Genomic DNA, 16,568 nt, shown 5'->3' with positions numbered 1-16,568 from the left:
GAGGGTCGAGAAACAGTGGCGGCGCAAGCCGCAGAAGTCAAGGAGCAAGGTGCCAGGCACGAAGAAGCTGGTCATAGTCGAGTCGCCGGCAAAGGCGAAGACGATCGCCCAGTACCTGGGCGACGGATACGAGGTGTTGGCCTCGGTCGGACACATCCGTGACCTCATCGAGCCGAAGAACCTTCCGGCAGAACTCAAGAAGGGCTCGCTCGGCAAGTTCTCCATCGACGTGGAGAACGGCTTCGCCCCCTACTACGTCGTCTCCGACCAGAAGAAGAAGACGGTCGCCGAACTCAAGCGCGCGCTCAAGGGCGCCGACGAGCTCTATCTCGCAACTGATGAGGACCGCGAGGGGGAGGCCATCGCATGGCATCTTCTCGACGAACTCAAGCCCAAGGTTCCCGTGAAGCGCATGGTATTCCACGAGATCACCAAGGAGGCGATCCAGCGCGCGCAGGAGAACACCCGCGACATCGACACCGCCCTCGTCGACGCCCAGGAGACCCGTCGAATCCTCGACCGCCTCTACGGCTACGAGGTCTCGCCCGTGCTCTGGCGCAAGATCGGGCCGGGCCTGTCCGCCGGCCGGGTGCAGTCGGCGGCCACAAGGCTCGTCGTCGACCGGGAGCGCGAACGCCTGGCCTTCGTTCCCGCCGGGTACTGGGACCTTTCGACCCAGCTCACGGCATCCACGGATTCGACTCGGTTCGAGGCTCGCCTGGCCAAGCTCGACGGCAGCCGGGTGGCCACGGGCCGCGATTTCGACGACAGGGGCCAGCTCAAGGCTCAGACCGGGGGCCGCGCGGATGTCGTGGCCCTGGACGAGAAGGCGGCCACGGCCCTCGCCGACGCGCTGCGGGATCCGAGCGTCTCGGTTGTCGTGGCGTCGGTCGACTCGAAGCCGTACACGCGGCGACCGGCCGCCCCCTTCAGCACGTCAACGCTTCAGCAGGAGGCGGCGCGCAAGCTGCGCTTCTCCGCCCGCCAGACCATGAGCGTGGCGCAGGGCCTGTACGAAAACGGCTACATCACCTACATGCGTACGGATTCGCTCAACCTCTCGCAGCAGGCCATCAACGCCGCGCGTGCCCAGGCGAGTTCGCTGTATGGCGCGGAGAGCGTGTCCGAGAAGCCACGCGTCTACGCGAGCAAGAGCAAGAACGCGCAGGAGGCCCACGAGGCGATCCGCCCGGCCGGCGACACCTTCCGCACCCCCGGCGAGCTCGAGGGCGTGCTCCGCGGCAACGACTGGAAGCTCTACGACCTCATCTGGAAGCGCACCATCGCGTCCCAGATGGCGGACGCGAAGGGATCGACCGCCTCCGTGGTCATCACCGCGGGTCCCGTGCTCGGTGAAGCCGTCGCGGAATTCGCGGCGAGCGGCACGGTCATCACCTTCCGTGGCTTCCTGCAGGCCTACGAGGAGAGCCGCGATGAGGACCGCAACGACGTCGCGGAGCCCACCGAGGCGAAGCTGCCGCCGCTCACCGCGGGGCAGAAGCTCGACATCGTGGACGTGGAGGCGAAGGGGCACGAGACCAGTGCACCCCCGCGCTACACGGAGGCCAGTCTCGTCAAGACGCTCGAAGAGCTGGGTATCGGGCGTCCGTCCACCTACGCCTCGATCATCTCCACGATCATCGACCGCGGGTACGTGACCCCCCGCGGCACGGCCCTCGTTCCGAACTGGATCGCGTTCTCGGTCGTTCGGCTTCTCGAGGACTACTTCACGGACCTCGTGCAGTACGACTTCACCGCGGGCATGGAAGACGACCTCGACCGCATCGCGGGCGGGGAAGAGGACCGGGTCGCCTGGCTCAACAGCTTCTACTTCGGCAGCGACAAGCACCGCGGGCTGCGCAACGTGATCGACAACCTCGGCGACATCGACGCCAAGAGCATCAACTCGATCAAGCTTGCGGATGACGTGACACTCCGCATCGGCAAGTACGGCCCGTACCTCGAGGTGATCGATCCCGAGGCCGCACCGGATGTCCCGCCGCGCCGGGTCAACATCCCCCCGGACCTGGCCCCGGACGAACTCACCGTCGACAAGGCACGTCAACTCATCGAGGCGCCCGTCGTCGTCGATCGCGTCATCGGCGTCAACCCGGAGAACGGCAAGATGATCGTGGCCAAGGACGGCCGGTTCGGGCCGTACGTGACCGAGGTCGATCCCGAACCGGAGGCCGTGGAGCCGGTCGCCGAGCCGGCCGAGACCGTGGACCCCGTCACCGGGGAGATCATCGCGCCGAAGAAGAAGCGAGCCGCCCCGAAGAAGGCCGCCGCGGTGAAGCCGCGCACGGCATCCATCTTCAAGTCGATGGACCTTGCGACCGTGGATCTCGACACCGCCCTGCGTCTGCTGGCGCTGCCGCGCGTGGTGGGGCAGGACCCCGAGTCCGGCGAGGAGATCCTCGCCCAGAACGGGAAGTTCGGCCCGTACCTGAAGAAGGGGGCGGACACCAGGTCGCTCACCGAGGAGGACCAGATCTTCGAGATCGACCTCCCGGGCGCCCTCGAGCTCTACGCCCAGCCCAAGTACGGTGCGCGGCGCGCATCGAGCGCCCTCAAGGAGTTCGACGCCGACCCGGTCAGTGGCAAGCCCATCCGCATCAAGGACGGCCGGTTTGGTGCGTACGTCACGGACGGCGTCACGAACGCGACGATCCCGCGCGGCGAGACGGTGGAGGAGGTCGACTTCGATCGGGCCGTCGAGCTTCTCGCCGACAAGCGCGCCAAGGGACCGGCGAAGCCGAAGGCGAAGGCCCCAGCGAAGAAGGCTCCTGCGAAGAAGCCGGCCGCCAAGAAGCCAGCGGCCAAGAAGCCGGCGGTGCGCAAGCCGGCGGCGTCGAAGCCCGCCGCAAGCGAATAGTCGTGTCCGGGCTCTTCATCACCTTTGAGGGCGGCGACGGCTCGGGCAAGTCGACCCAGGCCGAGCTTCTCGCCGACTGGCTCGTCGCCTCCGGGCACACCGTGGTGCGCTCTCGCGAGCCGGGCGGCACCGAGCTGGGCGTCGAGCTGCGCGAGATCGTGCTGCACCGACGCGGTCACATCGCCCCGCGCGCCGAGGCGCTGATCTATGCGGCCGACCGCGCGCACAACATCGCGACGAAGGTGCGGCCAGCGATCGAGCGCGGAGACATCGTGATCCAGGACCGCTATCTGGACTCGTCCGTCGCCTACCAGGGCGCCGGTCGAGTGCTCGACGCGAAGGAGGTGCGGGACCTGTCGCTCTGGGCGACCGAGGGCTTCATGCCGCACCTCACCATCCTGCTCGATCTCGACGAGACGATCGGACGGGAGCGGCTCGACGATGCCCGCACGCGGTATGACCGCCTGGAGGCGGAGAAGGACGACTTCCATGCGCGGGTCCGGGCGGGCTACCTGAGTCTCGCCGCCGATGAGCCCGACCGCTTCCTGGTGTTGAGCGCGACCGACTCGATCGAGTCGATTTCCGCGGCCATTCGCGCGCGCGTCGAGGCGCTGCTCGTCCGTTGACTCCGTTGCTTGGGGCGGCCCGCTTCGGCCAGTCGCCCAGCGCCGGTTGCCTCTGTTGTCTCCGTCCCCCTGCCTGTTCCGCCTCACGCGACTGACGCGCCCGGGGCGTCCAGCGGCCCCGGCGCCCCCGACGGGCGCGGCGCCCGCGGCGCCCGCGGCGCCGGTGTGCCGTGACTCCCGTGTGCATAACTCCTGCTTTTCGCGCAATTGAACGTTCCGATCGGGCGGATGCGCGTGATTCTGGAAATGCAGCCTGAGTTATGCACGCAGCGGAGGCGCCAGCCGTGGCAGAGGGACCACTTCGAGCAGTATGCGCCTGGCTGCCCTCGCACGGCCCGGCGCGGCCGCGTTGCCGTCCCGCGCCAGCGGCCGTGTGCATAACTCCTGCAAATAGAGGAATTGAACGTTCTTACCAGGCGGATTTGGGCTGTTTTTGAGATATTGCAGGAGTTATGCACGCGGCGGAGGTGGCAGGGCGGGCGCGGCGGAGGTGGCAGGGCGGGCGCGGCGGAGGTGCCAGGACGGAGGTGCCAGGGCGGACGCGGCAGGGCGGACGCGGCGGCACGGCGGACGCGCGGGACGGACGCGGCGGGACGGCGGGTTTGGCGGCAGCGCCGGGGGCGAGCAGGGCGAGCAGCGCGCGACGCACGCGCCGGGCGAGGCCGCCGGCCGCCGGCAGCCGGGGGCCGGCGTAGAGCTGGCTATCGGCGGGTCCGCCTAGGCTTAGCGCTATGTCCGTGTGGGATGAACTGACCGGCCAATCGGAGGCCATTGCGATCTTCCGCGCCGCGGCGGCCGATTCGAGCCTCCGCGATGCGCCCATCGGCGACTCCGCGATGACGCACTCGTGGCTCATCACCGGTCCGCCGGGCTCCGGTCGGTCGAACCTCGCGTACGCGTTCGCGACGGCGTTGCTCAGCCCGCCCGACCCGGAAGGCGAGGAGGCGACCAGACGCCAGGTGGCGGCCCGCACGCATCCGGATCTGGGAGTGCTGTCGACCGAGGGAGTCATCATCAAGATGGCCGACGTGCAGAAGTTCGTCACCACCTCCTACTTCTCGCCGTCGGTGAGCCGCTATCGCGTGATGGTGATCGAAGACGCCGACCGAATGGTCGAACGCACGTCGAACGTTCTGCTCAAGGCGCTCGAGGAGCCGCCGCCGCGCACGGTGTGGATCCTCTGCGCGCCGAGCGAGGCCGACCTGCTCCCCACCATCCGGTCGCGGGTGCGCAGCGTGCGGCTGCGGGTGCCGGATGTCGCGGAGGTCGCCGAACTGATCTCCCGTCGCGACGGGGTGGACCTCGCCACCGCGACGCGCGCCGCACGAGAGTCGCAGAGCCACATCGGCATGGCCCATCGTCTGGCGACGAACGAGGAGGCGCGACGGCGACGCCAGCTGACCCTGGACATCGCCCTCGGCATCCACAGCGTCTCCGATGCGGTGGTCGCGGCGTCCAAGCTGCTCGCCCTGGCCGGCGAGGATGCCAAGGCGATCACCGAGGAGCGGGACGCGGAGGAGCGCGAGGGCGCCCTGCGGTCCCTCGGCATCGAGCCGGGCGGCACCATCCCGCCCGCGCTGCGCGCCCAGTTGCGCACCCTCGAGGAAGACCAGAAGCGGCGAGCGACCCGCAGCCTGCGCGACGGCATCGACCGCATCATGGTGGACCTGCAGTCGCTGTACCGCGACATTCTGCTGCTGCAGCTCGGGGTGCCGAGCGAGCCGATCAACCTGGCCATCCACTCGCAGCTCGTGAGCGCGGCGGAGGCCACCACCGCGGCGGCCACTCTCGGGACGATGGATGCGATCGCCACCGCCCGCAAGCGCATCGACGGCAACGTTTCGCCGGCGCTCGCCCTCGAGGCCATGCTCATCTCGGCGGCCCGGTAGCCGCCACGACCCAGCACGCCCGCGCTCGCCGAGCGCCAGACCAGAGGAATCCATGACCATACGTCGCCACCCGGCGCGATTTTCCGCCGTGGCCGCGGCCCTCGCGGCCGTGCTCGTGCTGAGCGGGTGCGTCTCGTCGTTCCTGCCCAAGCCGCCGAGCATGCGGTCGACCCCGACGGGGGAGACGGTGGCGGCCGACCTCGAACCCTTCTACAGCCAGGTGCTGAAGTGGAAGAGCTGCGAGGGCGGCGAGTTCCAGTGCACGACGGCGAAGGCCCCCATGGACTGGAAGAATCCGGCGACCAAGTCGATCTCGCTCGCGCTCATCCGCAAGACTGCCTCCGGCACCGCGCTGGGTTCGCTGCTGGTGAACCCGGGGGGCCCCGGCGGCTCCGGCTACGACTTCGTGCGCGACAGCCTGTCCTACGCCGTCGACGACACGCTGCAGAAGAACTTCGACATCGTCGGATTCGACCCCCGCGGCGTGAACAAGTCCTCCGCGGTGTCCTGCTACGCCGATCCGAAGCAGCTCGACTCGTACCTCTTCGACGTGTCACCGAATCCGGTGGGATCGGATGCCTGGATCGCCGATCAGGAGGCGAGCAATAAGAAGTTCGGGGAGGACTGCCTCAAATACACCGGCGATCTGCTCGGCTTCGTGGACACGGTGAGCGCCGCCCGCGATCTGGACCTGCTGCGCTCGGTGCTCGGCGACAAGAAGCTCAACTACCTCGGCTATTCGTACGGCACGCTGCTCGGTGCCACCTACGCCGACCTGTATCCGAGGAAGACGGGGCGACTCGTGCTCGATGGGGCGCTCGACCCGGCCACCTCGAGCCTCGACGTGAGCGAGACCCAGGCGAAGGGCTTCGAGAGCGCCCTGCGCGCGTACATCGCCGACTGCGAGACCGGAAAGAAGTGCCCGTTCACCGGATCCGTCGATTCCGCCATGGCGACGGTGCGCTCGCTGCTCGACAGCCTCGACGTGAGCCCCCTGCTCGCCACGGACGGTCGCCGGCTCGGCAGCGCGGCGATGACCAACGCGATCATCCTGCCGCTCTACAACAAGAAGAGCTGGCCGTACCTCAATGACCTGTTCAGCCGGGTGATGCAGGGCGATGCGGATTACGCGTTCCAGCTCGCCGACAGCTACTTCGGCCGCACTGCCAAGGGAAAGTACACCGACAACTCCGCGGAGGCGTTCATCGCGGTGAACTGTCTCGACTACGAGAACCCTCCGGTGACCAATGCGAGCCTGAGGGCGGATGCCGCCAGGCTGAAGCGGGCGGCGCCCGTACTCGGCCCGCAGCTGTCCTACGACGTGTCGTGCGCCGCCTGGCCGTTCAAGTCCACGCGCGAGCGGGTCGCGATAGCGGCGAAGGGCTCGGCCCCGATCATGGTCGTCGGAACCACGAACGACCCGGCCACGCCATACGTGTGGGCGAAGAATCTCGCCTCGGAACTCGACAACGGCCACCTCGTCACCTACAAGGGCGAGGGACACACCGCCTACAACAAGTCCAACGCGTGCGTGAACAACGCCGTCGACGACTTCCTGGTGAGCGGCACAGTGCCGGCGAAGGATCCCCTGTGCTGACGACCCGGCGGAAGGGCGTGCGTGCCGTCGGAATCGCGGCGGCGCTTGTTGCCGCGACGCTGGTGCTGAGCGGATGCGTGCCGTTCGGCACCTCTGGCGGCGCCACCACCTCGAAGCCGACGGGCGAGAAGGTCTCGGCCGAGCTCCAGCCGTACTACTCGCAGGTGCTCCGATGGAAGGCCTGCGGAAGCCAGCAGTGCACATTCGCGAAGGCGCCGATGGATTGGAAACATCCGTCGGCATCCACCGACATCTCGCTCGCGCTCACCCGGGCGTCGGCCACCGGCACGCGCCTCGGCTCCCTCTTCGTCAACCCGGGCGGCCCGGGCGCCTCCGGCTACGACACCGTGCACGACAACCTCAAGTTCGCCGTGAGCGCGACGCTGCGCAAGAGCTTCGACGTGATCGGCTGGGATCCCCGGGGCGTCGGCCGGTCGAGCGCGGTGAAGTGCTACGACGACGCCGGGCTCGACGACTACATCTACGGTCTGGCCAAGAATCCCGTCAACAGTCCGGCTTGGGTGGCGGAGGTGACGACGTCGGCGACGGATCTCGGCGCGGCATGCCTCAAGAACACCGGCCGGCTGCTCGACTTCGTGGACACGCAGAGCACGGTGAGCGACCTGGACATGCTGCGCGCAGTGGTGGGGGACACGAAGCTCAACTACCTTGGATACTCCTACGGCAGCGACATCGGCATGTTCTACACCGACCGGTTCGCCGACAGGGTCGGTCGCGTCGTGCTCGACGGCGCAACCGATTCGACCCTGTCGATCTTCGACGTCGACCTCGCGCAGTCGAAGGCCTTCGAGACCGCGCTGCGTCACTACCTCGAGGATTGCCCGTCGACCAAGAATTGTCCGTTCACGGGGAGTGTCGACGACAGCCTGGCGAAGATCTCCGCCCTCTACGACCATCTCACCGTGTCACCGCTCACCGCGCCCGACGGTCGCAAACTCGACAACAACCTGCTCTCCACCGCGATCAGTTCCGCCCTCTATGACAAGTCGTCGTGGCCGTACCTCAGCGACATGTTCGGCGAGATCAGGAAGGGCAAGACGGATACCGCCTTCGTGCTCGCGGACTTCTACAACGGTCGCAACAGCGACGGCACTTACAAGGACAACTCACTGGTCGCGTTCTACGCGGTGATGTGCCTGGACTACCCGGTGGTGACCGACCCGGCGGAGATCGCCCGGCAGAATGCCCTGCTCGTGGCCGCCGCGCCCACGACGACGCGACCCTCCGTGGTGGGCGACGTCGTCTGCCAGAACTGGCCGTTCCACAACCGCACCCCGCCGTCTCCCGTGTCCGGAACGGGGGCGGCACCCATCCTCGTGCTCGCCACCACCGGTGACCCGGCGACGCCGTACCAGTGGGGTGTTGCGCTGTCGAAGCAGTTGCAGAGCGCGCACCTCATCACGCGTCACGGCGAGGGGCATACCGCGTACAACCGCGGAATCGCCTGCGTGGATGGCGCGGTCGACCGCTACTTCACCACCGGGGTTGTGCCCTCGAGCGATCCGGACTGCACCGGATGAGCGGGGAGCGCCGGACCGAAGGGTTGCGCACCAAATTGTGCAAATTTGCAGTTCGCGCAAGAATGTACTCATGACTATCGATGCCGCCCATTCCGGTCTGCGCGAGCGCAAGCGCCTGGCCACCCGGCGCGCCATCCAGTTCGCGGCCCTCAGCCTCGTCGCCGAGAAGGGCCTCGACACGGTCACCATCGACGAGATCAGCAACGTCGCAGACATCTCGCCCCGCACCTTTTTCAACTATTTCGCCTCGAAGGAGGCGGCGATCGTGGGCGATGCACCCGAGCTTCCCGGTGAGGGGGCCGTCGCCCGTTTCGTGGCGGCCGGTCCTTCGTCGAGCCTGTTGGAAGGCATCGGTGACCTGCTCGCGGAAAGCTCCGACGTCTCATCCACCGACACCGACCTCCTCCTGCTGCGCCGCGGGGTGCTCAAGCAGCACCCCCAGTTCGTTGCCCTGCGGATGGCGGCGATGCGCGCCTTCGAGGACCAGCTCGCCGATGTGGTGGCCCGCCGTCTCGTCGCGGACCAGCCGGCGCTCGCCGCCGACCCGGCGGCCCTCGCCGACAAGGCCAGACTCATCACCCTCGTGGCGTTCGGGGCGATGAAGCACGCCTGGTCCTGCTGGGCCGACAACGAAGGGGGAGTCGCCCTCGCGGACCGCCTCCGCGCCTCATTCGGCCAACTCGGCTCGATCCTCGCGCCGACCAGGGTTCCGGTCGGCTGACTCCGGGGCGCAAGCGGACCCCTCGCGATCCGCTAAGCTTTCATGCTGTGCCACTTGGGTTTCCCGAAGCACGCCGCCTTAGCTCAGTCGGTAGAGCATCTCACTCGTAATGAGAAGGTCGTCAGTTCGATTCTGACAGGCGGCTCCCTCAAAATCCCCGTATTCATTGGGGATTAGCCCGTCGGCGAGAGCTTCAGCTGCTTGTTATGTATCAGGACATCCCTGACACTTCTGCATCAATAGACCTCTGACACTTTCGTGGCGTTTGGTCCTGACACTTCTGCCTCGATGTTTGAGGGATGAGCGCTGTTGAACCTGTTGATCCTCGCGTCCGTCTCGCCATCGTTCAGTGGCCGTCTGATGCCCCGAGGGGAGCGGTGTCGACGTTCTGTGCTGATTGTGACCACCGGTCAGCGTTCAAATCGGGAGGGACAGTCGGGGACACCCGTAGGGCAGGCCGCATGGATCTACGCCATGTTCCAGGACACCTGCGGCACACCCGGCGACGCCGAAGGCTCCTTCACCCGCGACGAGATACTCGACGACATCATGAGGTATTGGCTGCCAAACTCAGGCGCCTCCGCCGCCCGGATGTACTGGGAATTGGACCAGTCCGGCTGGTCATCGCCGGCCACCATCGACGACCCGATCAGCGTCCCGGTCGGCTTCACCATGCCCCCGAAGGAGGCTGTCCGAAAGTAGCGCCGTCAACTTGAGCGCCGATACTCGAAGATCATCTACTTTAACGAACCAGCCGCTGGTGGGCACTTCTTCGCCCTCGAAATGCCAGATGCCCTCGTCGCAGACGTCCGGGCGACATTCGCATTACTGGTCTGAGACACTCTCGGACGTTCAATCCCACTAGACACGAGTGATGCCCAAGGACGCCCGTACGGTCTTCGGATCGCGCGCCATCGCTCACCGATGTCGTTGCACAGCCCGAATCGTCTGACCGCTGCATTGCTAACGACGGATCCAAGTTTGGGATCGTCCTTTTCCATCTGCTCTTTTCCGGCCGGGTAAGCCACTGTGAGTCGCCTCAGAGCATCGGCAGCGTCGGAATGAATGGTGGTTCAGGTCCATGCCAGGAGTTACTGGCCCACGATTCCGCCCGAGCGCCCATCTGTCTGGCCCCGGCGATTCTCGTTGCGTCCAACGAGTAGTCGTCCTCTGGGCTGGACAGCGTGGTCACCGGCCCCAGGCGGCGAACTCGGCGCTGCGGTGAGCGTGCTGCACGGTCCAGGAGCGCCCGATCCGCTGAACGGGCCCGTCCGGTCCCGTAAATGCCGGCCACCCCGGGTCGCCCTCCGTCACGAAGCGAATCCAACTGTCGTGCATGCGTTCGGCGAGATCGCGGGGCGGCGGGGTATCGCCGAGCAGACGGTCGGGCCCGTGCAGACTCGGCATTCGGGCATTGTCGAAGACGAACGGGAGCTCCATGAGGTGAGAAGCACCGAGACGGTTTTGCAGCGCGTCCGATCTCCACTCGAATTCGTACACATAGGTGGACGCGAGACCGGCACGAGAATGAGCCTCAGCGAAGAGCCGAGTGCCCAGGCCGAACATGCCGTCGCTGAGGAGTGCGATGTGCGCCTCGTCGGGGGTGCGATCGGGTCGCCAGTAGGCCTCGACGATGGTGTCCGGGTCCGCGTTCAATCGAGCGGCTGCTGCGTGGAGCGCGCGCTCGGCGGAGGCGTCCGATCGGTCGGACTGCGGCACATACAACGCGGCCTCGTCGAGGTTCGACCCGATGAGCAACGGAATGCCGACGCCGGCACCATCGGGGAGGGACACCAGAGGTTGCCGGTCGCTCACTACCCCGTATCGTACGATCCCATCCATCGGTGCGCGCGCGCCGGGTCGGGTGATGTCAACGTCCATCAGCCGCGGGAACGCTGCGACGAGTTCCTCGTCTGAGACGTCGGCGAGACCCGCCGCGGACGGGGCGACGCCGATCGCTGCGGCCAGCGCGCCTGTGACTACATCCGCCTGTTCGCCGGTCAATCCGCCGAGACCTGTCCCGCTCTGCACGATCGCGCGGGAGATGAGGGTGTGAATGTCGGGGCGGCCCAGCAAGTCCATCACGATGATCGCCCCGGCCGACTGGCCCATGAGCGTAACAGCTCCAGGATCGCCTCCGAAGGCCGCGATGTTGCGCTGCACCCAGCCCAGAGCTGCCGCCACGTCGAGCACACCGCGGTTGTCGGGGGCGTCCGGCAGCCTCAGGAACCCGGCTGCGCCAACGCGCAGATTGACGCCGACGAAGACGACGCCGTCGCGCGCGAACGACTCACCGTCATAGGCGGGCGCTCGGGTGGAACCGGCGAGGAACGCGCCACCGTGCACCCACACCACCACGGGAGCGCGGTGCGCCTCCGGCGGGGCCGAGATCGACAGCGTCAGATAGTCGTCACCGTGGTGCCAGCCATCCGCGAAGAATGGGGAGAGGTCGAGTTGCCCGAACCGATCCCGGCGCGGCTGAGGCGCGTTCGGCCCTGGCAAGCGCGCGTCCCGTTCACCCGACCAATGCGGCGGAGGGGCGGGAGCCTCGAAACGCGCCCGCCCCACTGGCGGTGCCGCATAAGGCACGCCATGGAAGACCACCGCCAAGGGTCCGCGAGTGCCCACCACCGTCCCCTGCTCGGTTTCGGCGGTGATGTTCACAGTCGGTCGAATTCCGCCCAGGCCTGGATGGCGTAGCCGCCACCCGCCCGCGCGACACGGAAGGCCCCGTGCCCGCTGATGTGGGCGGGAAGCACGAGGGCGTCGTGGTCTATGGCCCAATCGAACGAGTTGCGCCGCGAGGCGGCGGCGGCGGCGGCATCCAGGCAGAAGCAACTGTTGTGCTCATGATGCGGGATCTGGATGGGGCTGTGGATGAGGTCCGCCGCGAACAGCGCGCTCTGCCCGCCGGACTCGAGCAGCACGACACTGTGGCCCGGCGTGTGGCCGGGCGCCGACTGAAGGGTGATCGCGTCGTCGATCGCGTGAGTCCCCTCCCACAGCTGGATCTGCCCGGCCTGGTGCACAGGTGCGACGCTGTCCTCGTAGACGTTCTCGTTGACACTCCCGGTGATGGTGTCGTTGCCGGCCGGGTTCCAGAACTCGAAGTCGAGTCGGTTCACCAGGTACGTCGCGTTCGGGAAGGTGGGATGCCACTCGCCGTCGCGCAGGAAGGTGTTCCATCCGACATGGTCGACGTGAAGGTGGGTGTTGACCACGATGTCCACGTCAGCCGCATTCACGCCCGCCCTGGAGAGGGCACCGAGGAAGTCGATGCTGTTGTGGTCCCAGACGTCGACGGCTGGTCGGGCTTTGTCGTTGCCGACGCCGGTGTCAATGAGGATCGTTTTGTCTTTGCTCCTGAGCACCCAGGTCTGCATCGCGACCTCGACCAGGGTGGCCTCGGCATCGATGTGATCGGGCACGAACTCGGTGTGGTTCGTCCACGCGTCGGCCGGGACGGTGGGGAAGAAGACGTCCGGCGGCATGATCGGGCCGTGCATCTCCTCCACCCGGATGATCGGGATCTCGCCGATTGTGATGGTCTTCATCGCAGTCCTCTCAGTAGGTATCGGCAAGCTTGCCTGCAACAGCGTCGACCTGCCACGCCCGGGCTGGACTACCCCTGACAGGGTCAGGCATCAGAGTGGCATTCTGTGGGATCATGAACAATGCACAGTCGGGATGCGGGAACAGTGGGTGCGTTTCTCGCTGCCAGCCGCGCCCGGGTGATTCCGGATGCAGGCGAAGAGCGGGGCCCGCTTCGCCGTCGTGTTCCTGGGCTTCGTCGCGAAGAGATCGCGATCCTCGCCGGAGTGAGTGCCTCGTACTACACGCGGCTCGAGCAGGGACAGGCGGCCAACGCATCGCCCCAGGTGCTCGATGCGCTCGCGCGGGCGCTCCGGCTCGGAGACGTCGAGCGCGACCACCTGCACAACCTCGCGCGTGCAGCTACGCGTCCCCTCCCGTTCGCGGATCCGCCGGAGGAGCAGGCGAGTGCCGGCTTCCGCGAGATCCTGACCGGACTTCAGGACACTGCCGCAATGGTTCTCGGGAGGCGCCGTGACATCCTGGCTTGGAACCGCGCCGGCCACGCCCTGTTCGCGCCGCACCTCGACCCAGCAGATGTCGATGACTCCGAGCGCCGACCAAACGCCACAGAGATGATCTTCCTCGACCCTCACATGCGCGAGTTCTACCTCGACTGGGAAGAGAAGGCGATCGCCAGCGTCGGGCACCTTCGTGTGCTCTCGGCTCGATTCCCCACCGACGCTCGCCTGCTCGCGTTGATCGGCCGGCTATCCGTGTCGAGCGACGACTTCGTAAGGATCTGGGCCGGGCAGAGCATCCGTACCTCGTCGAGCGCGACATATCGCGTGCGGCATCCGGTCGCGGGTGAACTCGCCCTGCGCCAGCAACTCCTGACCAGCGCGGAGACGCCGGGTCAGAGCATCGTCATCTGCACGGCGGTTGAAGGTACCTCCTCGCAGCATGCGCTCGCGCTTCTGGGACGAATGACTCAGTCGGGGTTCGCACTCTAGAGGCGGAGCGTTAGCCGAGCATCCGCTGCACGCGCATGTTCTCGACCGTCTCGACGATGGTCGTCTCGGCCGGCCGGGGCGCGAACCCGAGCTCCGCCTTCGCGCGCTCGTTGTGGATCACCAGCGGCGGCAGGTCGTCGCCGGGCGCCTCCTCTGTCGGCGCTTTCGCGGCGAGGGCGCCGAAGTGCTCGTGCAGAACGTGTGCGACGCCGAGCCAGCTTGTAGTGGGCCCGTCGGCGAGCAGCAGTAGCGCTTGCCGGCGGCATCCGGGGCGGACATCGCGGCCAGGTGGGCGGAGGCCACGTCCCGCACGTCGGCGATCCCGAACCGCTGCCGCGGCGCGAGCGGCATGTGTCCGCCGAGCATCGCCGAGAACGCCTGCAGGGACGACCGGGCGTCGGATGTCAGCGTCGACCCGGCGATCCAGGTCGGGTTGAGCACGACCAACTCGGTGCCGCCGCCCTCCTGCCCGATGAAGTCCCAGGCGGCGCGCTCGGCTAGAGGTCAGCACGACGCGTGCCCCGCCAATGTGCGTGACCCTTGCCGCCCGCGTCCGGATGCCGTCGATGACGACCGGCACTGGAAGGGCGGATTGTTCTACGTCAACCGTCAGTAGATCGGTGACACTTCCGCGATGCGCCACGCGGGTCGGTGACGACCTTCTGTCTCGAGCATGGTCTGTCTCGGAAGACGTTCCATGCGATCCGGAAGCGCGCGCTTGAAGAGAGCCTGGCTGCAGCGCTGGAGCCTCGCACTCGTCGACCGACGGGTGAGCCCGAACCGGATCGCTGACGACGTGAAGTCTCAATTTTCCACACCGGGCGGGGCCGAACGTCGAGAACCCAGCGTCCTTCAATCTCTCGTTTACCTGATGGTCGGTGGCATGTGGCTGCCGGCTGCGACGTTGATCACGTCGCCGGTGATGTTCCTAGCCCGAGGCGACGCGAGAAACGCAACGGCGTTGGCCACATCGATCGGCTCGATCAGTCGTCGCATCGCGCTTATCGCCGTGAATCGCGCTGCGTAGTCGTCGATGTAATCATGGTCGCCCTTGATCGCATTGAGGGGAGTCCGCACGAAACTGGGAGCGACGACGTTCGCGTTCACGCCGATCGGTCCGAGTTCGGAGGCGATCGACCGAACCAATCCAACGAGCGCTGCCTTCGACGCTCCGTAGGATGCGGTGCTGCTTCCGCTCTGCCAGGTACGCGAGCCTATGCAGACGACTGTGCCGCGTTGTTGTCGTTCCCAGATAGGCGTGGCGTGTTTTACCAACATCATGGGGGCTCGCACGTTGACCGCGAACGTCTGATCCCACAGGGTCATGTCGGCATCGCGGATCGAGTGCTGTGGCTCAATTCCAGCATTGTTGATGAGTGCGTCTAGCCGCAACCAAGTGTCGTCGACTCGAGCGATCGTGCGGGCGACCGCGGCTTCGTCGGTGATGTCGCATTCCAGCGCGAGCACATCTCCAGAGCCGATCTCGTCGCGAAAAGCCTCGTCGAGCCGGCCTCGGCCGATGTCGATGGCGGCCACGCGGAACCCGTCCTCGAGCAGAACGCGAGTTATCACCCTGCCGAGGCCGCCAGCTGCCCCGGTGACGACGGCCACTGCGTTCTTTGTATCGTCGCTCATGTCACTCCCTAGATTGCACTAGGTCCGAATGTTCCATGGACGCAATTCCGTTGCACGTCGAGTTTTCGGTCGGCGGAAACCGGTGAGACTATTGGATTCGGTCCAGGTGGTACGGTCACCGACGGTGCGAGATTGCGTACCGGAGAGAAGGTTGCCGCATGTCGAAAGTCACCGCACACTCCGTCGATCTGGACGAGGTGCGACTTTCCTACCGCCGCTTCGGGGACGGCGAGCGGCTGGTCGTGCTGGTGCACGGATGGCCGCAGACGAGCACCTGCTGGCGTCACGTGATGCAGGGGCTCGGCGGAGAATTCACCGTCGTTGCTCCCGATCTGAGAGGGTACGGGGCCTCTGGCCTGGCGACGACAGGCTACGATAAGCGCTCGACGGCGCGCGATCTCCATGAGCTGCTGCAGCATCTGGGTCATGCGTCTGCTCTCGTCGCCGGTCACGATCGTGGCGCCCGCGTATCTCACCGCTGGGCGCTCGACCACCCCGCCGACATCGAGCGGCTCGCTCTCCTCGATATCCTTCCTACCCGCGAAGTGATGGCTGCCGTCGATGTGGATTCGGCTACGCGCATGTGGCACTGGTTCTTCCACCGTCAGCCCGACCTCCCGGAGATCCTGCTCGCCGGCAACACCGAGCCGTACCTGCGATATTTCTTTCGCGAGCCGCTCGAGAAGGGTGCCATCGATGACGATGCGCTATCCGAATATCTCCGCGCGTTTGAAGATCCGGCACATCTGGCGGCGTCGCTGGAGGATTATCGCGCCGGCTTCGGCATTGACCTCGAGAGGGACGACAAAGATGCCGCAGCAGGCACCGTCGTCACCGCTGCGCTCCTCCTGTTATGGGGCGCGGACGGTGGGTTGCGCAACGATGACGTGCTCGGAATCTGGGGACGATATGCGTCCGACGTCCAGGGGTACGCCATCCCGGACTGCGGACATTACCTGCCAGAGGAACAGCCGGGGGCCGTACTGGGGCACTTGAAGGAGTTCTTCTCGGCTGGGCCTTGAATGAGAGGCTTCAACCTCCCGAGCGACCTATTCCGCCGGGCGGAGTCGTGACTGAGCCGCGTCGAACATCCCTGCTTAGGCTGCTCGGCGACTGCATCCGCCTGATGTCAGTCGCAAC

At 66.7% G+C, this 16,568-nt stretch carries 13 protein-coding genes and 1 tRNA gene; 10 read left to right on the top strand and 4 right to left on the bottom strand.

The features are described from left to right. Positions 1-49 precede the first annotated feature (49 nt). The 8 genes from topA (at position 50) to FVP33_RS19620 (ending at position 9,951) form a co-directional block, all read left to right on the top strand. The gene (gene topA / locus FVP33_RS18100; RefSeq protein WP_147785091.1) at positions 50-2,875 is read left to right on the top strand and encodes a type I DNA topoisomerase; all 2,826 of its coding nucleotides are present in this window, start codon (positions 50-52) and stop codon (positions 2,873-2,875) included. 2 nt (positions 2,876-2,877) lie between these two features. After that, entirely contained in the window at positions 2,878-3,501 is a 624-nt protein-coding gene (gene tmk, locus FVP33_RS18095; protein ID WP_147785090.1) for a dTMP kinase, read from the top strand. Positions 3,502-4,232: 731 nt separating this feature from the next. After that, positions 4,233-5,390, top strand: coding sequence for a DNA polymerase III subunit delta' (locus FVP33_RS18090; protein WP_147785089.1), 1,158 nt, complete (start codon positions 4,233-4,235; stop codon positions 5,388-5,390). 52 nt (positions 5,391-5,442) lie between these two features. Further along, positions 5,443-6,987 (top strand): alpha/beta hydrolase, encoded by a 1,545-nt coding sequence (locus tag FVP33_RS18085; RefSeq protein WP_147785088.1) that lies wholly within the window; start codon positions 5,443-5,445, stop codon positions 6,985-6,987. Continuing rightward, positions 6,981-8,528 (top strand): alpha/beta hydrolase, encoded by a 1,548-nt coding sequence (locus tag FVP33_RS18080; protein ID WP_147785087.1) that lies wholly within the window; start codon positions 6,981-6,983, stop codon positions 8,526-8,528. Before FVP33_RS18085 ends, FVP33_RS18080 begins: the two co-directional genes overlap by 7 nt. 70 nt (positions 8,529-8,598) lie before the next feature. Continuing rightward, on the top strand, positions 8,599-9,249 hold the full coding sequence (locus tag FVP33_RS18075; RefSeq protein ID WP_147785086.1) for a TetR/AcrR family transcriptional regulator: 651 nt from the start codon (positions 8,599-8,601) through the stop codon (positions 9,247-9,249). Positions 9,250-9,321: 72 nt separating this feature from the next. Next, positions 9,322-9,394 (top strand) — tRNA-Thr (locus FVP33_RS18070). A 329-nt stretch (positions 9,395-9,723) separates the two neighbouring features. Further along, the gene (locus tag FVP33_RS19620) at positions 9,724-9,951 is read left to right on the top strand and encodes a hypothetical protein (RefSeq protein WP_187270800.1); all 228 of its coding nucleotides are present in this window, start codon (positions 9,724-9,726) and stop codon (positions 9,949-9,951) included. A gap of 486 nt (positions 9,952-10,437) precedes the next feature. Here FVP33_RS19620 and FVP33_RS18060 read toward each other — a convergent pair whose 3' ends face one another. Both FVP33_RS18060 and FVP33_RS18055 read right to left on the bottom strand, forming a co-directional pair. Further along, complete coding sequence (locus FVP33_RS18060; protein WP_187270799.1) at positions 10,438-11,913, bottom strand: carboxylesterase/lipase family protein; 1,476 nt, start codon at positions 11,911-11,913, stop codon at positions 10,438-10,440. After that, positions 11,910-12,803 (bottom strand): MBL fold metallo-hydrolase, encoded by an 894-nt coding sequence (locus FVP33_RS18055; protein WP_147785083.1) that lies wholly within the window; start codon positions 12,801-12,803, stop codon positions 11,910-11,912. The genes FVP33_RS18060 and FVP33_RS18055 overlap by 4 nt, the downstream gene beginning before the upstream one ends. 120 nt (positions 12,804-12,923) lie before the next feature. Here FVP33_RS18055 and FVP33_RS18050 point away from each other — a divergent pair, with 120 nt between their 5' ends. Continuing rightward, positions 12,924-13,793 carry a helix-turn-helix transcriptional regulator gene (locus FVP33_RS18050; protein WP_147785082.1) on the top strand — a complete coding sequence of 290 codons (870 nt, stop codon included), beginning with the start codon at positions 12,924-12,926 and terminating at the stop codon, positions 13,791-13,793. A gap of 117 nt (positions 13,794-13,910) precedes the next feature. Here the strand turns inward: FVP33_RS18050 and FVP33_RS18045 are convergent, their stop codons facing one another. Then, complete coding sequence (locus FVP33_RS18045) at positions 13,911-14,234, bottom strand: Rossmann-fold NAD(P)-binding domain-containing protein (protein WP_147785081.1); 324 nt, start codon at positions 14,232-14,234, stop codon at positions 13,911-13,913. Positions 14,235-14,657: 423 nt separating this feature from the next. Next, complete coding sequence (locus FVP33_RS18035; protein ID WP_147785080.1) at positions 14,658-15,428, bottom strand: SDR family NAD(P)-dependent oxidoreductase; 771 nt, start codon at positions 15,426-15,428, stop codon at positions 14,658-14,660. A gap of 158 nt (positions 15,429-15,586) precedes the next feature. On the opposite strand from FVP33_RS18035, the gene FVP33_RS18030 reads away from it, so the two are divergent. Next, entirely contained in the window at positions 15,587-16,450 is an 864-nt protein-coding gene (locus tag FVP33_RS18030) for an alpha/beta fold hydrolase (RefSeq protein ID WP_147785079.1), read from the top strand. Positions 16,451-16,568: the final 118 nt, after the last annotated feature.

It is taken from the genome of Lacisediminihabitans profunda (genome assembly GCF_008040105.1).
GTDB lineage: Bacteria > Actinomycetota > Actinomycetes > Actinomycetales > Microbacteriaceae > Lacisediminihabitans > Lacisediminihabitans profunda.
The sequence above is the reverse complement of the archived record's forward strand: the minus strand, read 5'-3'. Positions and strand labels throughout refer to the sequence as shown.

What these genes read in the sequence shown, in the direction of transcription:
- FVP33_RS18090 (WP_147785089.1), top strand. Translation starts at nt 4,233, where the DNA reads ATGTCCGTGTGGGATGAACTGACCGGCCAATCGGAGGCCATTGCGATC.
- FVP33_RS18085 (WP_147785088.1), top strand. Translation starts at nt 5,443, where the DNA reads ATGACCATACGTCGCCACCCGGCGCGATTTTCCGCCGTGGCCGCGGCC.
- FVP33_RS18075 (WP_147785086.1), top strand. Translation starts at nt 8,599, where the DNA reads ATGACTATCGATGCCGCCCATTCCGGTCTGCGCGAGCGCAAGCGCCTG.
- FVP33_RS19620 (WP_187270800.1), top strand. Translation starts at nt 9,724, where the DNA reads ATGTTCCAGGACACCTGCGGCACACCCGGCGACGCCGAAGGCTCCTTC.
- FVP33_RS18055 (WP_147785083.1), bottom strand. Translation starts at nt 12,803, where the DNA reads ATGAAGACCATCACAATCGGCGAGATCCCGATCATCCGGGTGGAGGAG.
- FVP33_RS18050 (WP_147785082.1), top strand. Translation starts at nt 12,924, where the DNA reads ATGCACAGTCGGGATGCGGGAACAGTGGGTGCGTTTCTCGCTGCCAGC.
- FVP33_RS18035 (WP_147785080.1), bottom strand. Translation starts at nt 15,428, where the DNA reads ATGAGCGACGATACAAAGAACGCAGTGGCCGTCGTCACCGGGGCAGCT.
- FVP33_RS18030 (WP_147785079.1), top strand. Translation starts at nt 15,587, where the DNA reads ATGTCGAAAGTCACCGCACACTCCGTCGATCTGGACGAGGTGCGACTT.